Genomic DNA, 19,353 nt, shown 5'->3' on the forward strand with positions numbered 1-19,353 from the left:
CGGGGGCGGAACGGCTAACCCACGTGGACGTGCGGCCTGCGGCGCAGGTCCGGCTCGGCCTGCCGGATCACCTCACGGGTCAGCGGCGGCACGTCGCCGCTGCCGAGCACCAGGTAGCGCAGCAGTGCCCCGATCGGGTTGCCCTCCGCCCAGTGGAAGTAGACGTGGGGTCGCCGCCCGGTCAGGTCGCGCAGGTGGAGCAGGATGGCGGCGATGGTGTTGGCGATCGCGGGACTGTGCGCTTTGAGGATCTTGTAGCCGTGCCGCTCCTCCCCCTGGACCTGCACGTCGTGCTCGAACTCCGACGCGTCGCCGAGCGTGACCTCGAGGAAGACCATCGGCTCGTCATTCGGCAGATGATGATAGTCCCGCATTTCACGGTCCTTCTCGCGATACTCCGCCGGGTCGCGGGCGTCGGGCTCGTTCGCGATGATGCGCAGCTCCCCCGGCGGCAGCGAGGCGAGGATGCGCTCGGCCTCCTCGTCCAGGTCGACCTTGGTCACGCGCAGCTCCGTGGACCGGGTGGCGCGCGAGACCAGCGAGGTGGCGACGGTCGCGATGACGAAGAAGATCGCGATGCCCAGGCCGTCGGGGCGTTCGATCACGTTCGCCACGAACGCGTAGGCGAGCACCACCGCGATGACGCCGAACACCACCGAACGCCGGGAGATCGTCACGGCCACCGCGGCGGACAGGATGAGCGCGAGCACACCGGTGGCGTAGGCGCCGCCCTGCGCCTCGACTCCGGCGCCGAAGCGGATTGTGACGAGGAAGGAGACGGCGGTGAAGACGAGCACCAGCGGCCGGATCGCGCGGGCCCAGTCGGGCGCCATGCCGTAACGGGGCAGATAGCGCGGCACGATGTTGAGCAGCCCCGTCATGGCGGAGGCGCCGGCGAACCACAGGATGGCGATCGTGCTGATGTCGTAGGCGGTGCCGAACCAGTCGCCCAGGTACTCGTGGGCCAGATACGCCAGGGCGCGGCCGGATGCCTTGCCGCCCTCCTCGAACTCCTGGTGCGGGATGAGCATGACCGTGACGACGCTGCTGCTCATGAGGAACAGGCTCATGATGAGCGCCGCGGTGGTCAGCAGCTTCCTGGTGCCCTTGATCCGCTGCTCGAGATCGCCCTCGACCTGCGGCATGACGGCCACGCCGGTCTCGAACCCCGACAGGCCCAGCGCCAGCTTCGGCAGCACGAGAGCCGAGGCCGCGATCATGGCCAGCGGCGTGGAGTGCCCGGCGGTCAGCGCGTCCTGCCAGTCGCCCACGAAGCGCGGGTGGGCGGCGATCTCCGCCAGGGCGCGGCCGATCACCACGAGGTTCAGCGCGAGGTAGACGGCGACCAGCGCGATGGCCAGGCCGATGGCCTCGCTGAAGCCGCGCAGGAAGATGGCGCCGAGGGCGGCGATGAGCACCAGCGTGATGATCACCTGCTGGCCGCGCAGCGCCTCGGGGAAGAACGGGTTCTCCAGGATGTGGGCCGTGGCGTCGGAGGCCGACAGGGTGATGGTGAAGACGAACGCGGTCGCCACGAACCCCAGCAGGACCAGGACCAGGAGCTTGCCCCACCAGCTGGGCAGCAGCCGCTCCAGCATGGCGATGGAGCCCATGCCGTTGGGGGACTCGGCCGCGACGGCCCGGTAGGTGGGCAGCGCGCCGAACAGCGTCAGGGCGACCAGCAGCAGCGTCGCGATCGGCGACAGTGCTCCGGCGGCCAGTGCCGCGATGCCGGGCTGGTAGCCGAGGGTGGAGAAGTAGTCGACGCCTGTCAGGCACATCACCTGCCACCAGGCGTGCCGTTTCCCCGGATGCTCATCGTGCATCCCGGACTTAGGCTGCATCCCGTGCAGCAGCCACCCACTCAGCGACATCAACCCACCTCTATCGAAATCAGGCAGAACCCTACTCCCGCCTTGCCCGGCTGGCTCGCCGACGTCCCGGCCGGCCAGCCGTACCCGCCGGTCTTCGCCACCGTGAGCGGCGCCCACCTGTACGGGTTCCCCTCGGCCGACTCCGACGTCGACCTGCGCGGCGTGCACTTGCTGCCGGTCGAGCGCGTGGTCGGCCTGCGCGAGCCGGAGGAGACGGTGAGCCGGTCGTGGCGGCGCGAGGGCGTGGAGGTCGACCTGGTCACCCACGACCTGGCCAAGTTCTGCCGCCTGCTGCTGCGGCGCAACGGCTACGTGCTGGAGCAGCTGCTCTCCCCGCTGGTGGTGGCCACCTCGGCGGTGCACGAGGAGCTCATCGCGCTGGCCCCCGGCTGCCTGACGCGCCACCACGCCCACCACTACCTGGGCTTCTCGCGCACCCAGTGGCGGCTGTTTCAGCGCACCGGCGAGCTCAAGCCGCTGCTGTACACCTTCCGGGTGCTGCTGACCGGCACGCACCTCATGCGGACCGGCGAGGTGGTGGCCGACCTGACCGCGCTGCTGCCGTACGGCCCGCCGTACCTGGAGGAGCTGATCGAGGCCAAGCGCGCGGCCGAGCACGGCGCGCTGCCCGCCGACGCCCCCGATCGGGTACGGCTGGCGCGGGACGTCGCCGCGCTGACCGCGACGCTGGAGCAGGCCATGGCGGACTCGCGCCTCCCCGAGAGCTCCGGCGCCTTCGACGCGGTCGAGGACCTGGTGGTACGCACCCGGTTAGGCCGATAACCCGATGACATCTCATGATCTGTTCGGGTAGCGTGGCGCGGCCGAGCCGTACGACGAGGAGGCGGTGGAGCTGGCGGCGCTCATCCACGACGACCTGATCCTGTCGGTCGTGACCGGCTCGCGCGCCTACGGCCTGCAGACCGACGCCTCCGACACCGACCGGCGCGGGGTGTTCGTCGTGCCGACCGAGGCGCTCTGGCGGCTGGACAAGCCGCCTGCGCACCGCGACGGGCCGCTGCCCGAGCAGTTCTCCTGGGAGGTGGAGCGCTTCTGCGTCCTGGCCCTGGAGGCCAACCCCACCGTGCTGGAGTGCCTGTGGTCGCCGCTGGTGGAGGTCGCCACGCCGTTCGGCGAGGAGCTGCTCGGCCTGCGCGGGGCGTTCCTGTCCCGGCGCGCCCACGAGACGTTCGCCCGCTACGCGGAGGCGCAGTTCCGCCGCCTGGATCCCGACCGGCCGCGCTGGAAGCAGGCCATGCACATGATCAGGCTGCTGATGAGCGGGCTGCACCTGGTCAGGCACGGCGTGCCGCTGGTGGACGTGAGCCACGAGCGCGAACGGCTGCTGGCGGTCAGGCGGGGCGAGCTGTCCTGGGAGGAGGTCGCGCGGTGGCGGGCCCGGCTGTCGGCGGAGCTGGCCGACGCGCTGCCCGCCGGGGTGCTGCCCGCCGTACCGGATCGGGGTCGCGTGGAGGACTTCCTCATCCGGGTACGGCGGGCGCACCTGCCGGCCGACGGCTGACGGCACCGGCACAGCCGCGGCCGGCGGCTCCGGCTCACTCCTCGGCGGACAGCACCAGCCGCACCGAGGTGTTGACGTAGCCGGCCCGCTCGAACGCCCTGGCCATCGGCGTGTTGCCGAAGTCGGTGTCGGCGCGGACGACCTCCGCGCCGCGTCCGGCGTGGAAGCGGGTGATCTCGTTCAGCAGGTCGACGACGTAGCCCTTGCCGCGGTGCTCGGGCACCACGCCGAGGTAGCCGACGACGGGGCCGGAGTTGTTGGCCGAGGGTACGGCCACGCCCACCAGCTCGCCGCCGGGGGTGAACGCCAGGCGCCACCAGTCGCGCTCGCCCCGCATGGACTTGTAGTCCTCGACGTCCTCACGCGCCTGCGCGACCGGGTCCATGACGGCCAGGGCGCGGCGCGTGTAGGAGTCGAGCGTGCCCTCGGCGACGCGGCGGAAGGCGTCCACGACCACCTCGTCGTCGGGCTCCGGCCGGAACACCAGCCGGGCGGACGGCGCCGGGACGCCCGCCCGCGGCGTCCACTCGTAGCGGTAACGCTCCAGCTCGTGGGTCATGCCGAGGCGGGAGACCGCCCCGGCGCGCCACGCGACGGCGGCGGCCGCTTCGGGCCTCTCACGCCAGCCGTTGGGCAGGAACAGGTGGTACTCGGGCTTCGTGCCGAACTCCTCGAACGCCGCGGCCAGCAGGGCGGAGGCCAGCCCCACCCGGTCGGGGACGGACGGGTCGACCCACAGGCAGTCCATCGACTCGGGGACCTCGCGGGAGGCCAGGCCCCAGAAGACGGCGCGGGCGCGGATCCCGCCGTCGTCCTCGGCGATCCACATCCACTCGGGACGGTAACTCCCCAAGGCGGACTCGCGGCGGATGCGGGCCGAGTCGGCCCAGCTGACGGGCTCGTCGACGGCGACGGCGAGCAGGCGGTCGAGGTCAGCCCCGACCGTCGGGCGGAAAAGCATTGATCCTCCGAAAGGCGACAACAGAGGCGCAGGGCGCCGGGTACAGGACAGCGAACATGAGGGCGCCTCCTTTCTTCCGGATGATCGGATCGTCCGGGTGACTCTAGCACCGCCCCTTGGGATCCGCATGCCCCCTTCCGGCCGGGATTCGGGCCAAGATGGAGCCGTGCACACCTTCGACGACATCGTCCTGCCCCTGCTGCCGCCGATTCACCTGCCGCCGGACAGCCGGCTCGCCGCCGCCGTGCGCGCCACCCCGCTGGCGGCCGACTTCCTGAACCTGCGGGGGCCCCGGGAGCTGGCCGCCCAGGCAGGGCTGGCCGCCGCCGACGGCGGGGCGGGGCCCGAGCTTGAGGTGCTGCGCTCGGGGTCCGACGAGGAGGTGCTGCGCCTGTGGTCCGAGGTGTGCTTCCTGGCCGTGCACCCCGACGAGCTGGGCAGCCGGGACAGCGCCGTGTGGCTGGTGGAGCTGTTCCTGGCCGGTGAGCCGCTGCGCGGGCGCGCCGAGACGCTGGAGCCGCTGGGGCTGGTGGAGCAGCGGGGTGAGCGGGTCACGCTGACGCCGCTGGGCCGCTGGGCGGCGCGCCACCTCATCGCCGGGCTGTTCGGCCAGGACGTGCCCGTCTTCGGCTCGCTGGCCGGCCGGGACGCCGCCGCGTTGCTCCACGCGCTGCGCTCCTACCCCGAGGACGAGCGCCGCCAGGAGCTGGCGGGCTGGCTGGAGGGCCGGGACCCGGCCAAGGCGGCCCAGGAGATCGCCGGCGCCCTGGCGGAGGCGACCCCGCTGGCGCGCACCGTGGGCATCCAGCTGCTGCACTCGGAGCTGGGGCCGGAGGGGCGGGGGGCGCTGCGCGGGCTGCTGTCGGCCCCGCGCATCGGCGCTCTGGTGGCGGCGCGGCTCGGCGAGGACCGCGGCTCCTCGGCCGAGGAGATCGCGTGGGTGCTGGTGGACATGGCGGCGTCGATCCTGGAGTACGGCGGGGACAGCGAGCAGGTGGCGGAGGCCATGTCGCTCGGCATGGACCCGGGGGAACTGGCCGAGACCATCCCGATCGTGGCCTTCGGCGGCCATCCGGAGACCGAGCGGGTGCTGCTGGCCCTGCTGGACCGGCATACCGACCCGCGCATCCTGTCGGCCGCGCGCAAGGCCCTGCGCCGCTTCCGCGGCCTGTCCGAGCGCTGAACTTCGCGGCTCCTCACCGACGTCCCACCCCTTCTCACCCGAGGCTGACCACCTCAGGGGTGCGGGAAAGGGAAGGGCGGGCTACTCGCCGACGTCCCCACTCCTCCCACGCGAGGCTGACCACCTCAAGAGTGCGGGAAGACAGGAAGGGGGCGGGCTGCCCGCCTGGCGAGGGCTGCAGTGCGAGGCCGGGCCGTAGCGCGAGGCGAGACCGCAGCGCGAGGCGAGAGCGCGGGGCGAGGCGAGAGCGCGGGGCGAGGTCGTGCCGAAGGCCCCGCGGCCGTGCGCCGAAGCGAGCAGCCGAAGCCCTACCCCTCTTTCCCTCATTGGTTTCCCCCTTCCGCAATGGTTTCCCCTTTCCCGCATTGGTGAGGTGGGGACCTAGGGGGCGGCGGGGTGAGGAAACGGCGAGGCTACGATTCCGCAGATCCCGGTAGGTTGGTCCCCATGCACGCCATCACCCCGCGCGCCGACGCGGTCCTCGGCGACGTCTTCGGCTGCGAGTGCGGCGCCGTCCTCGCCGATCGCATGGCCGCGGAGCTGCACGCCGCGGAGAACCACCGCTGCACCACCTGCCTGGGCACCGCGCGAGAGGAACTGGCCGCCGGGCTGGTCCGCGGGTGTTCGGCCTGCGCGGGCACGGGACGGCGGCGCGAGCAGATCATGTGGCAGCTCGCCCACGAGGAGGCCGAGCAGCGCATCACCGTCACCCTGGTCCGCGACGTGATCGCCGGGTTCGGCGGCCCGTTCCGCCTGTCGGAGGCGGCCGACGAGGTCCGCGCCAGGCTCGGCCTGCCGGTGGGGCGGCTGCCGGTCGGCCCGCGCGTGCGCGATCTGCTCCTGCAGCTGCAGATGTGGGGCGAGATCGTCATGGTCTCCGCCCCCGACTTGCTGATCGACGACGTGCCGACCTTCCTGTACGAGGATCCCAGCTGGCAGGTGGTCAGGACGCTGCGACCCGGCAGATGACCTCGCCGTGGAGGACGCTCAGCCAGCCGTCCTCCGCCTCGGCCCAGGCCAGCCAGCCCCGCGAGATCCGCCGCAGGTCGGCCTCGGTGGCCATCCCCATGGCCAGCGCCTGCCCCGCCATGTCGGAGTGCAGGATGCGCTCGGCCCACATCCCACCCCACCACGCCCTGTCCTGCGGCGTGGCGAAGCACCACGTCGACGACGTGGCCCGCACGTCGGCGAACCCCGCCTCCCGCGCCCACGACAGCAGCCTGCGCCCCGCGTCCGGTTCTCCGCCGTTGGCGCGGGCCACCCGCTGGTAGAGCGCCATCCACTCCGCCAGCTCGGGCAGGAGCGGATACCACGCGAAGGCGGCGTAGTCGCTGTCGCGCACGGCCACGATCCGCCGCGCCACGCGCCCCATCTCCCGCAGCGCCCCCACGGGGTCGGCCACGTGCTGCAGCACCTGGTGGGCGTGGACCACGTCGTAGGAGCCGTCGGGGAAGCCGAGCGCGTGGACATCGGCCACCGCGAAGTCCACGTTGGCCACGCCCCGCCGTACCGCCTCGGCCCTGGCCAGGTCGAGCGCGTCCGCCTTGACCTCCGAGGCGGTCACGTGACGGACCAGGCCCGCCAGGTCGGCCGTGATCGTGCCGGGGCCGCTGCCGACGTCCAGGAGCGTGTCGTCCGGGCGCAGGTGCGGCAGCAGGTGGGCGGCCGAGTTCTCCGCCGTGCGCCAGCGGTGGGAGCGCAGCACCGACTCGTGGTGCCCGTGGGTGTAGGTCATGACCGCACCCTATCGCCAATCCCACCATGTGAGCAGAATCGTCTCATTTTGCGAGACATTAATGGCGCCTCCGTGGGCAGGGGCGCGGAATGATACGCAACCTGCTGCGAGGGGCCGCCGCCGGCAGCATGGCCACCACCGCGATGAGCACCGTCATGCTCGCCGGCGACCGGCTGGGGCTGATGAAGGACCAGCCGCCCCGGCGCATCGTGCGCCGGGTCTGGGGCCGGACCGGGGAGAAGCCGCTGGCCGCCGCCGCCCACCTCGGGTTCGGCTCGGCGGGCGGCGCGCTGCTGAGCGCGGTGACGCGCGGCCGCGGCGTGCCCGCGCCCGTCGGCGCCGCCTACGGGCTGGCCATCTGGCTGGCCTCCTACCAGGGCTGGGTGCCGGCCATCGGCGCCATGCCCCCGGCCCACCGCGACCGTCCCGGCCGTCAGGCCGTCATGATCGCCGCTCACATCGTCTACGGGATCGTGCTCGCGCGATCCTTGAGGAGGGACCGCTCGTGAAGGCGCTCACCTGGCACGGAAGACGCGACGTCCGGGTCGAGGAGGTGTCCGACCCGGCCATCAAGGAACCCACCGACGCGATCGTCAAGGTCACCACGTCCGCCATCTGCGGCTCCGACCTGCACCTGTACGAGGTGCTGGGGCCGTTCCTGCACGAGGGCGACATCCTGGGCCACGAGGTCATCGGCGTCGTGGAGGAGGTCGGCTCCGACGTCGGCCAGATCAAGCCCGGCGACCGCGTGGTCGTGCCGTTCAACATCGCCTGCGGCCACTGCTTCATGTGCCAGAAGGAACTGTACGCGCAGTGCGAGACCACCCAGGTCAAGGAGCACGGCACGGGAGCCGCCCTGTTCGGCTACACCGAGCTCTACGGCTCGGTGCCCGGCGGGCAGGCCGAGTACCTGCGGGTGCCGCAGGCCCAGTTCGGCCCCGTCAGCGTGCCCGCCGAGGGCCCGGACGAGCGCTTCGTCTACCTGTCGGACGTGCTGCCGACCGCCTGGCAGGCGGTGGAGTACGCCGACCTGCCGCCCGAGGGCGGCAGCGTCACGGTCTTCGGCCTGGGGCCGATCGGGCAGATGAGCACCCGCATCGCCCGCCACCGGGGCCACCGCGTCATCGGCGTCGACGGCGTCGACGAACGGCTGGAGATGGCCCGCCGGCACGGCATCGAGGTGCTGGACGCCCGCGAGAGCGGCGTCGCCGAACGGATCAAGGACCTCACCGGCGGCCGCGGCACCGACTCGGTCATCGACGCGGTCGGCATGGAGGCCCACGGCTCGCCGGTCGCCAAGCTCGGCCACGCCGTCACCGGCCTGCTGCCCGACGCGCTGGCCGCGCCGCTCATGCGCACCGCGGGCGTCGACCGGCTGGCCGCGCTGCTGGAGTCCATCGACGCGGTACGGCGGGGCGGCACGATCTCCGTCGTGGGCGTCTACGGCGGCATGGCCGACCCGCTGCCCATGCTGCGGATCTTCGACAAGGGCATCACGCTGCGCATGGGCCAGGCCCACGTGCGCCGCTGGATCCCGCACCTGATGCCGCTGGTGCTCGACGAGGCCGACCCGCTGGGCGTCATGGACCTGGCCACGCACAAGCTTCCGCTGGAGGAGGCGCCGCACGGTTACGAGATCTTCCAGAAGAAGCGCGACGGCGCGATCAAGGTTCTGCTCACCCCGTAGGAAGGTGACAGATTCGTCACCGTGGGTAGAGGACAGGCCCATCACCTCAAGGAGGCGACATGACTCCTCCCGCCGCGATGACCAGAAGCCCCATGCAGCTGGCGGCCCTGGTCGTGGGCCTGGCCTTCCTCCTCGTCGGCGTCCTGGGCTTCATCCCGGGCGTGACCTCCAACATCGGCGAGCTGGAGTTCGCCGGTCACCGGTCCGACGCCATGCTCCTGGGCGTCTTCGAGGTCTCCATCCTGCACAACATCGTCCACCTCCTGTTCGGCGTGGCGGGCGTCCTGCTGGCCAGGACCTGGGGCGGCGCGCGCGCCTTCCTCGTCGGAGGCGGCGCGATCTACCTGGTCCTGTGGCTGTACGGCCTGCTGATCCCGCACGACAGCGCGGCCAACTTCGTCCCGGTCAACACGGCCGACAACTGGCTGCACTTCGCGCTGGGCGCGGTCATGGTCGTGCTCGGCCTGGCGCTCGCGCGCCGCAGGACCGGCGTGCTGTGAGCACGCCCGCCCATCACCCCGGCCCCGGGAGGCTCCGCCGACCGGGGCCGGCTCCCATGTGCGTGGCTCCCGTATCCGGGTAGCGGGAGGGCATGGCCAAAACCGTAGCGGACATCATGACCGCGCATCCCGCGAGCGTCGAGGCCGGCCAGCCGGTCTCCGTCGCCGCGGCGCTCATGCGCGACAACGACACCGGCGCCGTCGTCGTCACCGACAACGGGCGCCTCAGCGGCATCATCACCGACCGCGACATCGCCGTGCGCGTCGTCGCCGACGATCGCGGTCCCGACACGCCGGTAAGTGAGGCGTGCAGTACCGACCTGGAGACCGTCGGCCCCGACACCAGCATCGAGCAGGCCGTCCAGCTCATGCGCGGGCACGCCCTGCGCCGGCTGGTCGTCGTCGAGGAGGGCCGCCCGGCCGGCGTCGTCAGCCTCGGCGACCTCGCGATCGAGCGCGATCCGGACTCGGCCCTGGCCGACATCTCGGTCGCCGAGGGCAACCAGTGATCCTGTCGGACTCGGGGGCTAGGGTGAGCGCATGGTCACCGTCGAGGACGTGCGGCGGCTGTGCTCCACCCTCCCCCGCTCCTCCGAGCACCTGATCAGGGACAGGGTGAAGTTCCGCGTCGGCCGCATCGTCTATGTCGCCTTCTCCCGTGACGAGACGATCATGGGCTTCGGCTTCCCCAAGGAGGAGCGCGAGGCGCTGGTCGCCGCCGAGCCGGAGAAGTTCCTCATGCCCGGCCAGTCCGACCTGCGCTACAACTGGGTGCTGGCCCGGCTGGCCGCCCTGGAGGAGCCGGAGATGCGCGAGCTCGTGGTCGAGGCCTGGCGGATGTGCGTGCCCAAGAAGGTCTACGCCGACTACGCCAGCCGCCTGTAGAGCGCCGCCGTCAGCCGGTTGATCCGCCGGACCGAGTCGTTCCAGCCGCCGCCCGCGGGGTGGGCGGTCAGCAGCGCCATGATGTAGCGCTCGCCGCGGCCGACCAGCCCCGTGGTGTGCAGCACGGGACGGCCGAGGTCGGGCACGCGCTCCCGGGCGGCCTTGAGCGCCACCTGGCTGATCGATCCGCCGGCTCCCGCCGCGTCGCCGCCGCAGCGGGCGGGCGGCACGGTGCCGAAGCCGGACCAGCCCTGCTTGACGGCCCACGGCCGCGGCACGGCGCTGGGGATGCCGAAGGACTGGTCGAACCCGTCGGTGCCGCACTTCGTGGCCGCCCGCAGGTGGCCGAGGATCGGCTCGCGCACGCGCGGGGCGGCGGCGTCCAGCAGGTAGCGGTAGGTCCGCACCACGTCGGAGGCGCTCAGCGAGCTGTAGCCCCAAAAGCCCGGCTTGGTGGCGGGCGGCGGGGTGGTGTCGGTCAGGCCCAGCTTGCGAGCCATCCGCGTGACGATCCGCCCCTCGCCGCCCCGGTCCCACAAGGCCGAGGCGGCGTCGTCGTCGCTGGAGCGCAGCATGGCCTTCAGCAGCCTGGCGTCCGCGGCGGGCACGGTGGGGTGCCGCTCCAGGTAGTCGACGGCGATGAGGATCTTGATGACGGAGGCGGAGCGGAACCTGCGGTGCGCGTTGCCGTGCGTCACGATCTTGCCGGTCTGGCGGTCGAAGACCACGTACCCGGCCGTGGTGCCCGGCGGTGCGGCCGTCGCCGCGCCGGGCTGGAGTGCGGTCAGCAGGGGTACGGCGGCCGCCGCGGCGGCCCAGGTCGTGCGGCGCATCCCGCTTTCTTACCAGATTTGGCGATCAGTCCGGCAGCACACCCGGTGCCTTCCGGCTCAGGGCCGCGGCCGACAATGGGACGATGAGCGAGTTTCCCGAGGCGCCGTCGCCCGCGTTCCTGTTCGACCTCGACGGCACGCTGATCGACAGCGTCTACCAGCACGTCATCGCCTGGCGCGCCGCGCTGTCCGGGCTGGGCATCGACCTGTCGGTGTGGCGCATCCACCGGCGCATCGGCATGAGCGGCGGGCTGTTCGTCACCGCGCTGCTGCGGGAGACCGGGCTCAAGCTGACCCCCGAGCAGATCGAGGACCTGCAGGCCGCCCACGCCGACGCCTACCTGGAGCAGGCCGGCTCGGTCCGCCCGCTGCCCGGCGCGAGCGAGCTGCTGGCCGAGCTGAGCGACAGGGGCGTGCCGTGGGCGATCGCCACCAGCGGGTATGCGCGGACCGCCCGGCTGGCCCTGGACATGCTGGGCCTGCCGGAGGACACCCCGATGATCACCCGGGACCTGGTCCGGCGGGCCAAGCCCGACCCCGACCTGTTCCTGGCCGGCGCGGCGCTGTTGCGCGTCGATCCGCGTGCGTCCATGGTGGTCGGCGACAGCGTGTGGGACCTGCTGGCCGCCCGCCGCGCCGGGGCGCTGGGCGTCGGCCTGCTGTCGGGCGGCTACGGGCGGGACGAACTCGAACGGTCGGGGGCGTTCCGGGTCTATGCCGACCCGGCCGACATGTTGCGCCGGCTGGACGAGCTGGGCGTGCGTTTCGAGTGACGTTTTGCGTGAACTCCTGACCGACGGACTGCGTAGGAGCAGACATGGACCTTGCTGACATCGGCGTGACCGGCCTGGCCACCATGGGCCGGAACCTGGCGCGCAACCTGGCCAGGCACGGGTACGCCGTGGCGGTGCACAACCGCACGGCCGGCCGTACCGAGGAACTGGTGGCGCAGTTCGGCGGGGAGGGCACCTTCCTGCCCGCCACCGACCTGAAGAGCTTCGTCGCCTCGCTCAAGCGCCCCCGGCGGGCGATCGTCATGGTGAAGGCCGGGCCGGGGACCGACGCGGTGATCGACCAGCTCGCCGAGCTCATGGAGCCGGGCGACATGATCGTCGACGGCGGCAACGCGCTGTTCACCGACACGCGGCGGCGGGAGGCGGCGCTGCGCGAGAAGGGCATCCACTTCGTCGGCACGGGCATCTCCGGCGGCGAGGAGGGGGCGCTGCACGGGCCCTCGATCATGCCGGGCGGGTCGCGTGAGTCCTACGAGGCGCTCGGCCCGATCCTGGAGGACATCGCGGCCAAGGTGGACGGCGTGCCGTGCGCGACCTACGTGGGGCCCGACGGCGCCGGGCACTTCGTGAAGATGGTGCACAACGGCATCGAGTACGCCGACATGCAGCTCATCGCCGAGTCCTACGACCTGCTGCGGCAGGCCCTGGGCGCCACCCCGGCGGAGCTCGCCGAGATCTTCCGCGAGTGGAACGCCGGCGAGCTGGAGTCCTACCTCATCGAGATCACCGCCGAGGTGCTCGCCCACGTGGACGCCGAGACCGGCAAGCCGTTCGTGGACGTGGTGCTGGACCAGGCCGAGCAGAAGGGCACCGGCCGGTGGACCGTGCAGAGCGCGCTCGACCTGGGCGTGCCGGTCACGGGCATCGCGGAGGCGGTGTTCGCGCGCAGCCTGTCGGGGCACCCCGAGCAGCGTGCGGCCGCCCGGGCGCTGGCGGGGCCGGCGGTGAGCGGCGTCGCGGACCGGTCCTTCGTCGAGGACGTACGGCAGGCGCTCTACGCATCCAAGATCGTCGCCTACGCGCAGGGGTTCGACCAGATCACGGCCGCGTCGCAGGAGTTCGGCTGGGACATCGACCGCGGGGCGATGGCGACGATCTGGCGCGGCGGATGCATCATCAGGGCCCGGTTCCTGGACCGCATCCGGCAGGCGTTCGACGCCGACCCGTCGCTGGCGACGCTGCTGGTGGACCGGTACTTCGCCGACGCCCTGGCGCTCGCCCAGGACGCCTGGCGGCGGGTGGTGAGCACGGCGGCGTCGATCGGCGTGCCCACGCCGGGCTTCTCCTCGGCGCTGGCCTACTACGACGCGCTGCGGCGCGACCGGCTGCCTGCCGCGCTCATCCAGGGCCAGCGCGACTTCTTCGGGGCGCACACGTACCGGCGTGTGGACCGGGAGGGCGCCTTCCACACGGACTGGTCGGGCGACCGCGCGGAGCGGCCCGCCTGACGGGGCCCTCGCTCCGGGGCCGGCGGTCCCAGGTCCCTTCTTCCGCCGGCCCCGGCCGTTCCCGCCCCTGCCGGGTCTCAGGGCGAGAGCGTCGCGGTCACCACGCTCCAGCGGATGCGCGCCGCCGCGGCGTTCCCGCCCGGCGTGCCCGTCACCCAATGCGAGGCGTGCGGCTCCTCCCCGCTGTCCTGCACCACCCACGTCGCCCCCGTGTCGCGGCCATCGCGGTACAGCCGCGCCGTGCCCGCGCTGTCCACGGTCACCTTCCAGACGGCCGCGCCGCCCGGATGCGCATGCACCTGCCTCCAGCGGGCCGAACCCTTGACGAGCGCCCACACGGTCCCCCGCTGGACGGTCATCATCAGCCGTTTGGCCCCGTTGGCCGCCTTGACGCCCAGGCTCACCCCGTGGCCTGTGACAGGATTCAGCGCGCTGTCGTCCAGCACCTCCCCCAGGAACTCCACCGTCACGTCGCGCGGCTCGATCGGCAGCCGGATCCCGTCGGGCCGGGCGTCCGCGCTGCGCAGCCGTACCTCCTGGGTCCACGCCGCCAGCAGGTCGCCGACCTCCAGCCGGTCGACCAGCGCCGGGCCGGGGCCGAAGACGCGGATGCGCGGCGGGCCGCCGTCCCGGGGGACGGCCAGGCGGGTCCCGTCGTGCAGGAACGTCGCGCGGCCGTCCGCCGTCACGGCCACCCGCACCGGCCCCCGCACGTCCAGGGTGAGACGCCGCTCCCCCGTCGCCACCTCCAGCGCGTAGCCGCCGCCGGAGGCGGTCACCAGGAACGCCCCGCGCGGCGCCTGGGCCTGCGTCGCCACGCCCGGCAGGCGGATCCCGTTCCCGTCGCACACCGCTCCCTCCGCCGGCTCCCAGCCGCCCGCGTCCGCGCGGGCTCCGGTGAACGACCGCCGGACGTCCAGCGTGGCGACCTTGATGGCCGTCTGGTTGTGCTCCCACACCACGAAGAAGCGGCCGGGCGCGTACTCCTCCGCGCTGGGGTACACGTCCCAGCCCCGCGCCGCCCCGCGCGTCAGCCGTCCTCCGTCGGCGAACAGCCGGCCCGGGCCCCACGGCGAGCCGGGACGCTTGACCTTGTAGTGCAGCACCTCCCGGTACCGGTCGGGGCGCTCGCCCTGGAAGGGACCGCCCAGGGTGTTGTAGATCGCGACGTAGCGGCCTTCGCCGTCCCGGGCGAGGAGCCCCTTGACGTAGTAGTTCGGGATGTCCCGGTCGACGGCCATGGGCGACCAGGTCAGCCCGCCGTCGGCGCTCGTGGCGATCGCCGCGTACACCGCGTGCGTCCGGTAGTACGCGTCCTTCTCCCGCGGTGTCGTGCCGCCGCGCAGGTCGAGGGTCCGCGCCACCATCAGCAGCGTCGCCGGGTCGTCGTGCGAGACGACCACCTGGGGTTCCTCGACGGCCATGCCGCGCGGCGGCCGCGCGAGCCCGCCGCGCCGCCAGGCCCGCAGGTCGGCCGAGCGCAGCACCCCGGCCCCGCCCTGCTGCCAGTACGGCAGGAGCCACACGTCCCCGTGCCTGATCGGCCGGGCGGCCAGCACCACCCCGCGCGAGTTGCGCGGCACGTCGACGGTGATCGGGAAGTCCTCCCAGGTCCGGCCGCGGTCGCGGCTGCGCTTGGCGGTCAGCTCCACGGGGAAGCCGTCGACCTCGCCCTCGGCGTCGCGGTCCTCGGCGACCGTGATCCGCCCCAGGAACGCCAGCAGCGTGCCCGAGTCGTGGAGCAGGATCGCGTAGTGGTACCGGTGGGTCGCCGTCGCCTCGGCCAGCACCCCGGTCAGCCACGTCCGGCCCCCGTCGGCCGAACGGGCGTACAGGATGGACCCGCCGTCGGTCGGCGTGTCGTCGTGGGGGTCGGCCACCCCGGCCCGCCAGGCCACCACCAGCGTGTCCCGGTCGAGGACCGCGATGTCGGGCACCCGGTTGCCCTCGTGCGCCAGCTCGCCGTCCGGCCGCGTGGCCGCCTTCGCGTAGACGGTGACAGGCCTGCCCACCTCGCCCATGCGGCCCAGCGAAGCCGAGGACGATCTCGCGCGGCAAGGCCTGTCACCCGATGTTCACCGCCCGATAACCCAGCTCAACCCTCCATGACGCAGAACAGGTGGCCCTCGGGGTCCCTGAGCACGACCCAGTCGTCGCCGCCCGGCTGCTCGGCGGGCCTGGTGGCGCCGAGGGCGAGCAGTTCCTTGACGGCGGTGTCGAGGTTGTCCACGGCCAGGTCGAGGTGGACCTGCTTGGTGCCGTGGGGCCAGGCGGGCGGCTGGTAGCCGGGCACCCGCTGGAAGCTGAGACCGACGGGGCCGCCGCTGAGGGTGGCGAAGCCGGGGTCGTCGCCCGAGATGTCCCCGCCCAGGGCCTTCTGGTAGAAGGTGGCGAGCTCGGCGGGGTTGGCGCAGTCGATGACGATGCCGGAGATCCTGTTCATGGGCCCAGCCTGGCTCCCCGGCCCCGGGGCGGTCTTGAACATCCTTGCGCGCCGCCGATGTCCGGCCGGCACGAGCCGCGCGTCCCCGTCGCGCCGGCCCGGAACTGTCGGGGGCCTGCCGTACCGTTCGGTGGCGTGCGGACCTCAGTGTGCCTGTCGAGAGGGGCGGGCTTCGCCGTCCACTCGGTGACGTGCCGGGACGACCATCGCGGGTGGTCGTCGGCGGAGGCCGTGCGGGGGTATCAGGTGGTGCTGGTACGGCGCGGCCGCTTCCGGCGGCTGGCCGACGGACGGGCCGACGACCTGGACCCGACGCTGGGCTATGTGAGCGCGCCCGGCATGGAGGAGCGCTTCGCCCATCCGGCGGGCGGCGACGTGTGCACCTCGCTTCAGCTGTCGCCGTCGCTGTGGCGGAGCCTGGCGGGCGAGGCCCGGCCCGGCTCCGGCCTCTACGTCGACGCGCGGCTGGAGCTGGCGCACCGCCGCCTGCTGGCCGCCGCCGCGACGGGCGATTCCGGCTACGCGGTCGCCGAGTCGCTGCTCGGCCTCGTCGCCGCCGCGCTCTCGCGCGCCACCGGCGCCGCCGCGCGCCCGTCGTCCCCCTCGTCCCCACGCTCCCTCTCCTCCCCACGCTTCCCGTCCTCACCGGCTTCCCCGGCGTCCCGGGCCGCCTCGGTGTCGCTGGTGTCCCGGGCCCGGGAGGCGATCGCCGCCCGCCATCCGGCCGCCGACGGGCTGGTGCCGCTGGCCGCCCTGCTGGGCGCCTCGCCGTACCAGCTCAGCCGCGCCTTCACCCGCGAGCTGGGCGTCTCGCTCACCCACTACCGCAACCGGGTGCGGGTCGGGTGGGCGCTGGACCGCCTGGAGGACGGCGAGACGAGCCTGGCGCTGCTCGCCGCCGACCTCGGCTTCGCCGACCAGGCCCACCTCACCAGGACCATGCGCCACCACCTCGGCCACACCCCCACCGCGCTCCGCCGCCTGCTGTCCCGCTCCCCGGCCTGAGCGCCGCGCACGGCGCCGCCTCGCTAGGCTGTCCGCGTGCGTGATCTCGAAGGATGCCCACGGCCCCCGCGCGGCGCGGTGCGGGAGATCTACTCCGTCGACCGGGCCGCCACCCTCGGCTACGCCCCCGATCTGGACGGCCTGGCCGACCCCGGCGAGATCGTCTGGGCCTGGGTGCCGTACGAGGAGGACCCCGGCTGGGGCAAGGACCGCCCGCTGCTGGTCGTCGGCAGGACGGGGCGGCGGCTGCTGGGCATGATGCTGTCCAGCCGCGGCGACGACGGGCCGGAATGGCTCAGGCTGGGCGCGTGGGACCGCGACGGCCGCGTCTCGTTCGTGCGGATGGACCGGGTGTTCGTGCTGGAGGAGGACGACCTGCGCCGGGAGGGCGCGGTGCTGCCCGCCGACCGGTTCGCCGCGGTGGCCGCCCGGCTCAGGAGGACGTACGGCTGGGCCGCCGACGGCTGACAACGGCCCCTGAGCACGTGTAACGGGCCACGCACGGCCGACGGGATCGTTATCATCGTGCCGCTCCCCCGCAGTGATCAACCGGGGGACTCTCGTGCGTGGACTCGTGTCGCCGGGCCTTGCGCTGTGCCTGGCCCTGCTCGCCGGCTGCTCGGCCGTTCCCGCGCCGCCCGTCGCCCGCGCGCCGGAGCCGCCCGCCGTATCGGACCAAGAGAAACAAGACAGACACGAGAAGGCCCCGAAGCCGCGCAAGAAGGTGCCCATGCTCGCCTCCGGCCGCTACAGGGTGGTCGGGGGCCACGCCCCGCCGAGGCCGGGTGCCGGGCCGGTGGTGCGCTACCTGGTGGAGGTGGAGCGCGGGCTGCCCTTCCGCGGCCGGGAGTTCGCCGCCGAGGTGCACCGCATCCTCAACGACCCGCGGGGCTGGGGGCGCTTCCGCCGGGTGGATCACGGGCCGGTACGGCTGAGCGTCGCCCTGTCGAGCCCGCAGCTCACCGACCGGCAGTGCAGCCCCCTGCGCACCGGGGGCGAGCTGTCGTGCTGGAACGGCACCCGGTCGGTGATCAACGCGCTGCGGTGGGCGCGGGGCGTGCGGCAGTACCGCGGCGACCTGGCCGCCTACCGCGAGTACGTGATCAGCCACGAGGTGGGGCACGGGCTGGGCCACTCGCACCGGTACTGCCCCGGCCGCGACCGCCTCGCGCCCGTCATGGCACAGCAGTCCAAGTCGCTCGCGGGCTGCCGCCCCAACCCCTGGCCGCATCCGGGGAACACCCGCGAGCCCTCCGGGAGTTGATCCCGGTGGAGTCCAACAGTCACGAGTGGGGGCCACATGGCGGGGATGCGGACGGTGCGGCGGCTGATCGCGGGTGGCGCAGCGCTGGCGGCCGCGGGCTGGGCGGTGCGGGAGGTCCCGGCGGAGCTGGGCGTGCGGCCCCTCCAGTCAGGACCCGAGCGGGTCAAGAGGGTCATGCGCTCGCCGCAGTTCAGGGACGGGGCGTTCGTCAACCCGATGCCGGAGCCCACGAGCGTCGCCCCGCCGCCGCCCGGCCTGGTGCGTGAGCTGCTGCGCGACCGGGACAGCAGGCGCCCGGCCGGTCCGGTGCCGCTGCGCGTGCCGCCTGCCCGCGACCCCTCGCCCACGGGGGTGGGCGTGGTGTGGTACGGCCATGCGTCCACGCTGGTGGAGATCGAGGGCAGGCGGGTGCTGTTCGACCCGGTGTGGAGCCGCCGCGTCTCGCCCTCCCAGCTGGTCGGCCCCAAGCGGCACCACCCCCTGCCGGTGGCACTCAACGAGCTGCCCCAGGTCGACGCGATCGCCATCTCCCACGACCACTACGACCACCTCGACATGGCGACCGTCAAGACGCTGACCCGCACCCAGAAGGCGCCGTTCGTCGTGCCGCTGGGCATCGGGGCGCACCTGGAGCGCTGGGGCGTGCCGCTGTACCGGATCATCGAGCTGGACTGGGAGGAGGAGGCGGTCGTGGGCGGGCTGCGCTTCGTGTCCACCGCCGCCCGCCACTTCTCCGGCCGCTCGCTGCGGCGCAACGACACGCTGTGGGGGTCCTGGGTGGTCGCGGGACGCCGGCGCAGGGTCTTCTACGCCGGCGACTCCGGCTACTTCGAGGGCTACAAGGGCATCGGCGCCGCGCACGGGCCGTTCGACCTGACGCTCATGCCGGTGGGCGCCTACAGCCCGGCCTGGCCCGACATCCACATGAACCCCGAGGAGGCCGTCACCGCCCACCTCGACCTCGGCGGCAAGCTGCTGTTGCCGGTGCACTGGGCGACCTTCACGCTGGCGCTGCACCCGTGGTCGGAGCCGGTGGACCGGCTGTGGCGGGAGGCCAAGGCGCGCGACGTGGCGATCGTCGTGCCCAGGCCGGGCGAGGCGGTGGACGTGGACGACGCGCCCGCGGTCGACGGGTGGTGGGAGACCCTGGGGTGGGCGCGCCGGTGAAGCCCGCCGGTGAAGCGCCGCTGAGCTCGACCGGTGAGCTCGGCCGGTGGGC

At 73.3% G+C, this 19,353-nt stretch carries 21 protein-coding genes; 15 read left to right on the top strand and 6 right to left on the bottom strand.

The genetic code is table 11. The annotated features are described in order from the left end of the window. Positions 1 to 14: 14 nt before the first annotated feature. The gene (locus tag BSB02_RS27880; protein WP_084963519.1) at positions 15 to 1,874 is read right to left on the bottom strand and encodes an APC family permease; all 1,860 of its coding nucleotides are present in this window, start codon (positions 1,872 to 1,874) and stop codon (positions 15 to 17) included. Positions 1,875 to 1,916: 42 nt separating this feature from the next. Between BSB02_RS27880 and BSB02_RS27885 the strand changes: the two genes are divergently transcribed. Continuing rightward, positions 1,917 to 2,657, top strand: coding sequence for a nucleotidyltransferase domain-containing protein (locus tag BSB02_RS27885; protein WP_240506687.1), 741 nt, complete (start codon positions 1,917 to 1,919; stop codon positions 2,655 to 2,657). 64 nt (positions 2,658 to 2,721) lie between these two features. Continuing rightward, positions 2,722 to 3,396, top strand: a complete 675-nt coding sequence (locus BSB02_RS27890; protein ID WP_084963520.1) for a nucleotidyltransferase domain-containing protein — start codon at positions 2,722 to 2,724, stop codon at positions 3,394 to 3,396. 34 nt (positions 3,397 to 3,430) lie between these two features. On the opposite strand, the gene BSB02_RS27895 is transcribed toward BSB02_RS27890, so the two are convergent. After that, positions 3,431 to 4,357, bottom strand: coding sequence for a GNAT family N-acetyltransferase (locus BSB02_RS27895; protein ID WP_084963521.1), 927 nt, complete (start codon positions 4,355 to 4,357; stop codon positions 3,431 to 3,433). Positions 4,358 to 4,523: 166 nt separating this feature from the next. On the opposite strand from BSB02_RS27895, the gene BSB02_RS27900 reads away from it, so the two are divergent. Together BSB02_RS27900 and BSB02_RS27905 are read left to right on the top strand one after the other, a co-directional pair. Continuing rightward, the gene (locus BSB02_RS27900) at positions 4,524 to 5,540 is read left to right on the top strand and encodes a hypothetical protein (RefSeq protein ID WP_084963522.1); all 1,017 of its coding nucleotides are present in this window, start codon (positions 4,524 to 4,526) and stop codon (positions 5,538 to 5,540) included. Between the two features lie 447 nt (positions 5,541 to 5,987). Beyond that, positions 5,988 to 6,509: a hypothetical protein gene (locus BSB02_RS27905; protein ID WP_084963523.1), complete on the top strand. Its 522-nt coding sequence runs from the start codon at positions 5,988 to 5,990 to the stop codon at positions 6,507 to 6,509. Here BSB02_RS27905 and BSB02_RS27910 read toward each other — a convergent pair. Beyond that, complete coding sequence (locus BSB02_RS27910) at positions 6,484 to 7,275, bottom strand: class I SAM-dependent methyltransferase (RefSeq protein ID WP_084963524.1); 792 nt, start codon at positions 7,273 to 7,275, stop codon at positions 6,484 to 6,486. The genes BSB02_RS27905 and BSB02_RS27910 overlap by 26 nt on opposite strands. Positions 7,276 to 7,364: 89 nt before the next feature. Between BSB02_RS27910 and BSB02_RS27915 the strand changes: the two genes are divergently transcribed. The 5 genes from BSB02_RS27915 to BSB02_RS27935 all read left to right on the top strand — a co-directional run bounded on the left by BSB02_RS27915 (position 7,365) and on the right by BSB02_RS27935 (position 10,347). Continuing rightward, a complete protein-coding gene (locus BSB02_RS27915) occupies positions 7,365 to 7,784 on the top strand; it encodes a DUF6789 family protein (protein WP_084963525.1) in 420 nt (139 codons plus the stop codon). Further along, positions 7,781 to 8,962, top strand: a complete 1,182-nt coding sequence (locus BSB02_RS27920) for a zinc-dependent alcohol dehydrogenase (RefSeq protein WP_084963526.1) — start codon at positions 7,781 to 7,783, stop codon at positions 8,960 to 8,962. Before BSB02_RS27915 ends, BSB02_RS27920 begins: the two co-directional genes overlap by 4 nt. Before the next feature lie 59 nt (positions 8,963 to 9,021). Further along, positions 9,022 to 9,462, top strand: coding sequence for a DUF4383 domain-containing protein (locus BSB02_RS27925; protein WP_240506688.1), 441 nt, complete (start codon positions 9,022 to 9,024; stop codon positions 9,460 to 9,462). A 92-nt stretch (positions 9,463 to 9,554) separates the two neighbouring features. Then, a complete protein-coding gene (locus BSB02_RS27930) occupies positions 9,555 to 9,971 on the top strand; it encodes a CBS domain-containing protein (RefSeq protein ID WP_084963528.1) in 417 nt (138 codons plus the stop codon). Between the two features lie 31 nt (positions 9,972 to 10,002). Beyond that, positions 10,003 to 10,347, top strand: coding sequence for an MmcQ/YjbR family DNA-binding protein (locus BSB02_RS27935; RefSeq protein WP_084963529.1), 345 nt, complete (start codon positions 10,003 to 10,005; stop codon positions 10,345 to 10,347). Here the strand turns inward: BSB02_RS27935 and BSB02_RS27940 are convergent. Beyond that, positions 10,329 to 11,180: a D-alanyl-D-alanine carboxypeptidase family protein gene (locus tag BSB02_RS27940; RefSeq protein ID WP_084963530.1), complete on the bottom strand. Its 852-nt coding sequence runs from the start codon at positions 11,178 to 11,180 to the stop codon at positions 10,329 to 10,331. The genes BSB02_RS27935 and BSB02_RS27940 overlap by 19 nt on opposite strands. An 83-nt stretch (positions 11,181 to 11,263) precedes the next feature. Between BSB02_RS27940 and BSB02_RS27945 the strand changes: the two genes are divergently transcribed. After that, positions 11,264 to 11,953, top strand: a complete 690-nt coding sequence (locus BSB02_RS27945) for an HAD family hydrolase (RefSeq protein WP_084963531.1) — start codon at positions 11,264 to 11,266, stop codon at positions 11,951 to 11,953. A 44-nt stretch (positions 11,954 to 11,997) separates the two neighbouring features. Further along, positions 11,998 to 13,422, top strand: coding sequence for an NADP-dependent phosphogluconate dehydrogenase (gndA, locus tag BSB02_RS27950; RefSeq protein ID WP_084963532.1), 1,425 nt, complete (start codon positions 11,998 to 12,000; stop codon positions 13,420 to 13,422). Positions 13,423 to 13,499: 77 nt separating this feature from the next. Here the strand turns inward: gndA and BSB02_RS27955 are convergent, their stop codons facing one another. Then, positions 13,500 to 15,443 (bottom strand): sialidase family protein, encoded by a 1,944-nt coding sequence (locus BSB02_RS27955; RefSeq protein WP_084963533.1) that lies wholly within the window; start codon positions 15,441 to 15,443, stop codon positions 13,500 to 13,502. Positions 15,444 to 15,517: 74 nt separating this feature from the next. Then, positions 15,518 to 15,865, bottom strand: a complete 348-nt coding sequence (locus BSB02_RS27960; RefSeq protein ID WP_084963534.1) for a VOC family protein — start codon at positions 15,863 to 15,865, stop codon at positions 15,518 to 15,520. A gap of 135 nt (positions 15,866 to 16,000) precedes the next feature. Between BSB02_RS27960 and BSB02_RS27965 the strand changes: the two genes are divergently transcribed. The 4 genes from BSB02_RS27965 (at position 16,001) to BSB02_RS27980 (ending at position 19,301) form a co-directional block, all read left to right on the top strand. Then, on the top strand, positions 16,001 to 16,870 hold the full coding sequence (locus tag BSB02_RS27965) for a helix-turn-helix domain-containing protein (protein ID WP_206184930.1): 870 nt from the start codon (positions 16,001 to 16,003) through the stop codon (positions 16,868 to 16,870). 36 nt (positions 16,871 to 16,906) lie between these two features. Then, positions 16,907 to 17,338 carry a type II toxin-antitoxin system PemK/MazF family toxin gene (locus BSB02_RS27970; RefSeq protein WP_084963536.1) on the top strand — a complete coding sequence of 144 codons (432 nt, stop codon included), beginning with the start codon at positions 16,907 to 16,909 and terminating at the stop codon, positions 17,336 to 17,338. 94 nt (positions 17,339 to 17,432) lie between these two features. Beyond that, positions 17,433 to 18,134, top strand: a complete 702-nt coding sequence (locus tag BSB02_RS27975) for a DUF3152 domain-containing protein (protein WP_240506689.1) — start codon at positions 17,433 to 17,435, stop codon at positions 18,132 to 18,134. Positions 18,135 to 18,170: 36 nt separating this feature from the next. Beyond that, positions 18,171 to 19,301, top strand: coding sequence for an MBL fold metallo-hydrolase (locus BSB02_RS27980; protein ID WP_169729446.1), 1,131 nt, complete (start codon positions 18,171 to 18,173; stop codon positions 19,299 to 19,301). Positions 19,302 to 19,353: the final 52 nt, after the last annotated feature.

It is taken from the genome of Thermoactinospora rubra, assembly GCF_002093975.1.
In the GTDB taxonomy this organism is placed as follows: domain Bacteria; phylum Actinomycetota; class Actinomycetes; order Streptosporangiales; family Streptosporangiaceae; genus Nonomuraea; species Nonomuraea rubra_A.

What these genes read in the sequence shown, in the direction of transcription:
- BSB02_RS27895 (WP_084963521.1), bottom strand. Translation starts at nt 4,357, where the DNA reads ATGCTTTTCCGCCCGACGGTCGGGGCTGACCTCGACCGCCTGCTCGCC.
- BSB02_RS27935 (WP_084963529.1), top strand. Translation starts at nt 10,003, where the DNA reads ATGGTCACCGTCGAGGACGTGCGGCGGCTGTGCTCCACCCTCCCCCGC.
- BSB02_RS27910 (WP_084963524.1), bottom strand. Translation starts at nt 7,275, where the DNA reads ATGACCTACACCCACGGGCACCACGAGTCGGTGCTGCGCTCCCACCGC.
- BSB02_RS27955 (WP_084963533.1), bottom strand. Translation starts at nt 15,443, where the DNA reads ATGGGCGAGGTGGGCAGGCCTGTCACCGTCTACGCGAAGGCGGCCACG.
- BSB02_RS27930 (WP_084963528.1), top strand. Translation starts at nt 9,555, where the DNA reads ATGGCCAAAACCGTAGCGGACATCATGACCGCGCATCCCGCGAGCGTC.
- BSB02_RS27960 (WP_084963534.1), bottom strand. Translation starts at nt 15,865, where the DNA reads ATGAACAGGATCTCCGGCATCGTCATCGACTGCGCCAACCCCGCCGAG.
- BSB02_RS27945 (WP_084963531.1), top strand. Translation starts at nt 11,264, where the DNA reads ATGAGCGAGTTTCCCGAGGCGCCGTCGCCCGCGTTCCTGTTCGACCTC.
- BSB02_RS27925 (WP_240506688.1), top strand. Translation starts at nt 9,022, where the DNA reads ATGACTCCTCCCGCCGCGATGACCAGAAGCCCCATGCAGCTGGCGGCC.
- BSB02_RS27905 (WP_084963523.1), top strand. Translation starts at nt 5,988, where the DNA reads ATGCACGCCATCACCCCGCGCGCCGACGCGGTCCTCGGCGACGTCTTC.
- gndA (WP_084963532.1), top strand. Translation starts at nt 11,998, where the DNA reads ATGGACCTTGCTGACATCGGCGTGACCGGCCTGGCCACCATGGGCCGG.
- BSB02_RS27940 (WP_084963530.1), bottom strand. Translation starts at nt 11,180, where the DNA reads ATGCGCCGCACGACCTGGGCCGCCGCGGCGGCCGCCGTACCCCTGCTG.
- BSB02_RS27915 (WP_084963525.1), top strand. Translation starts at nt 7,365, where the DNA reads ATGATACGCAACCTGCTGCGAGGGGCCGCCGCCGGCAGCATGGCCACC.
- BSB02_RS27980 (WP_169729446.1), top strand. Translation starts at nt 18,171, where the DNA reads ATGGCGGGGATGCGGACGGTGCGGCGGCTGATCGCGGGTGGCGCAGCG.
- BSB02_RS27880 (WP_084963519.1), bottom strand. Translation starts at nt 1,874, where the DNA reads ATGTCGCTGAGTGGGTGGCTGCTGCACGGGATGCAGCCTAAGTCCGGG.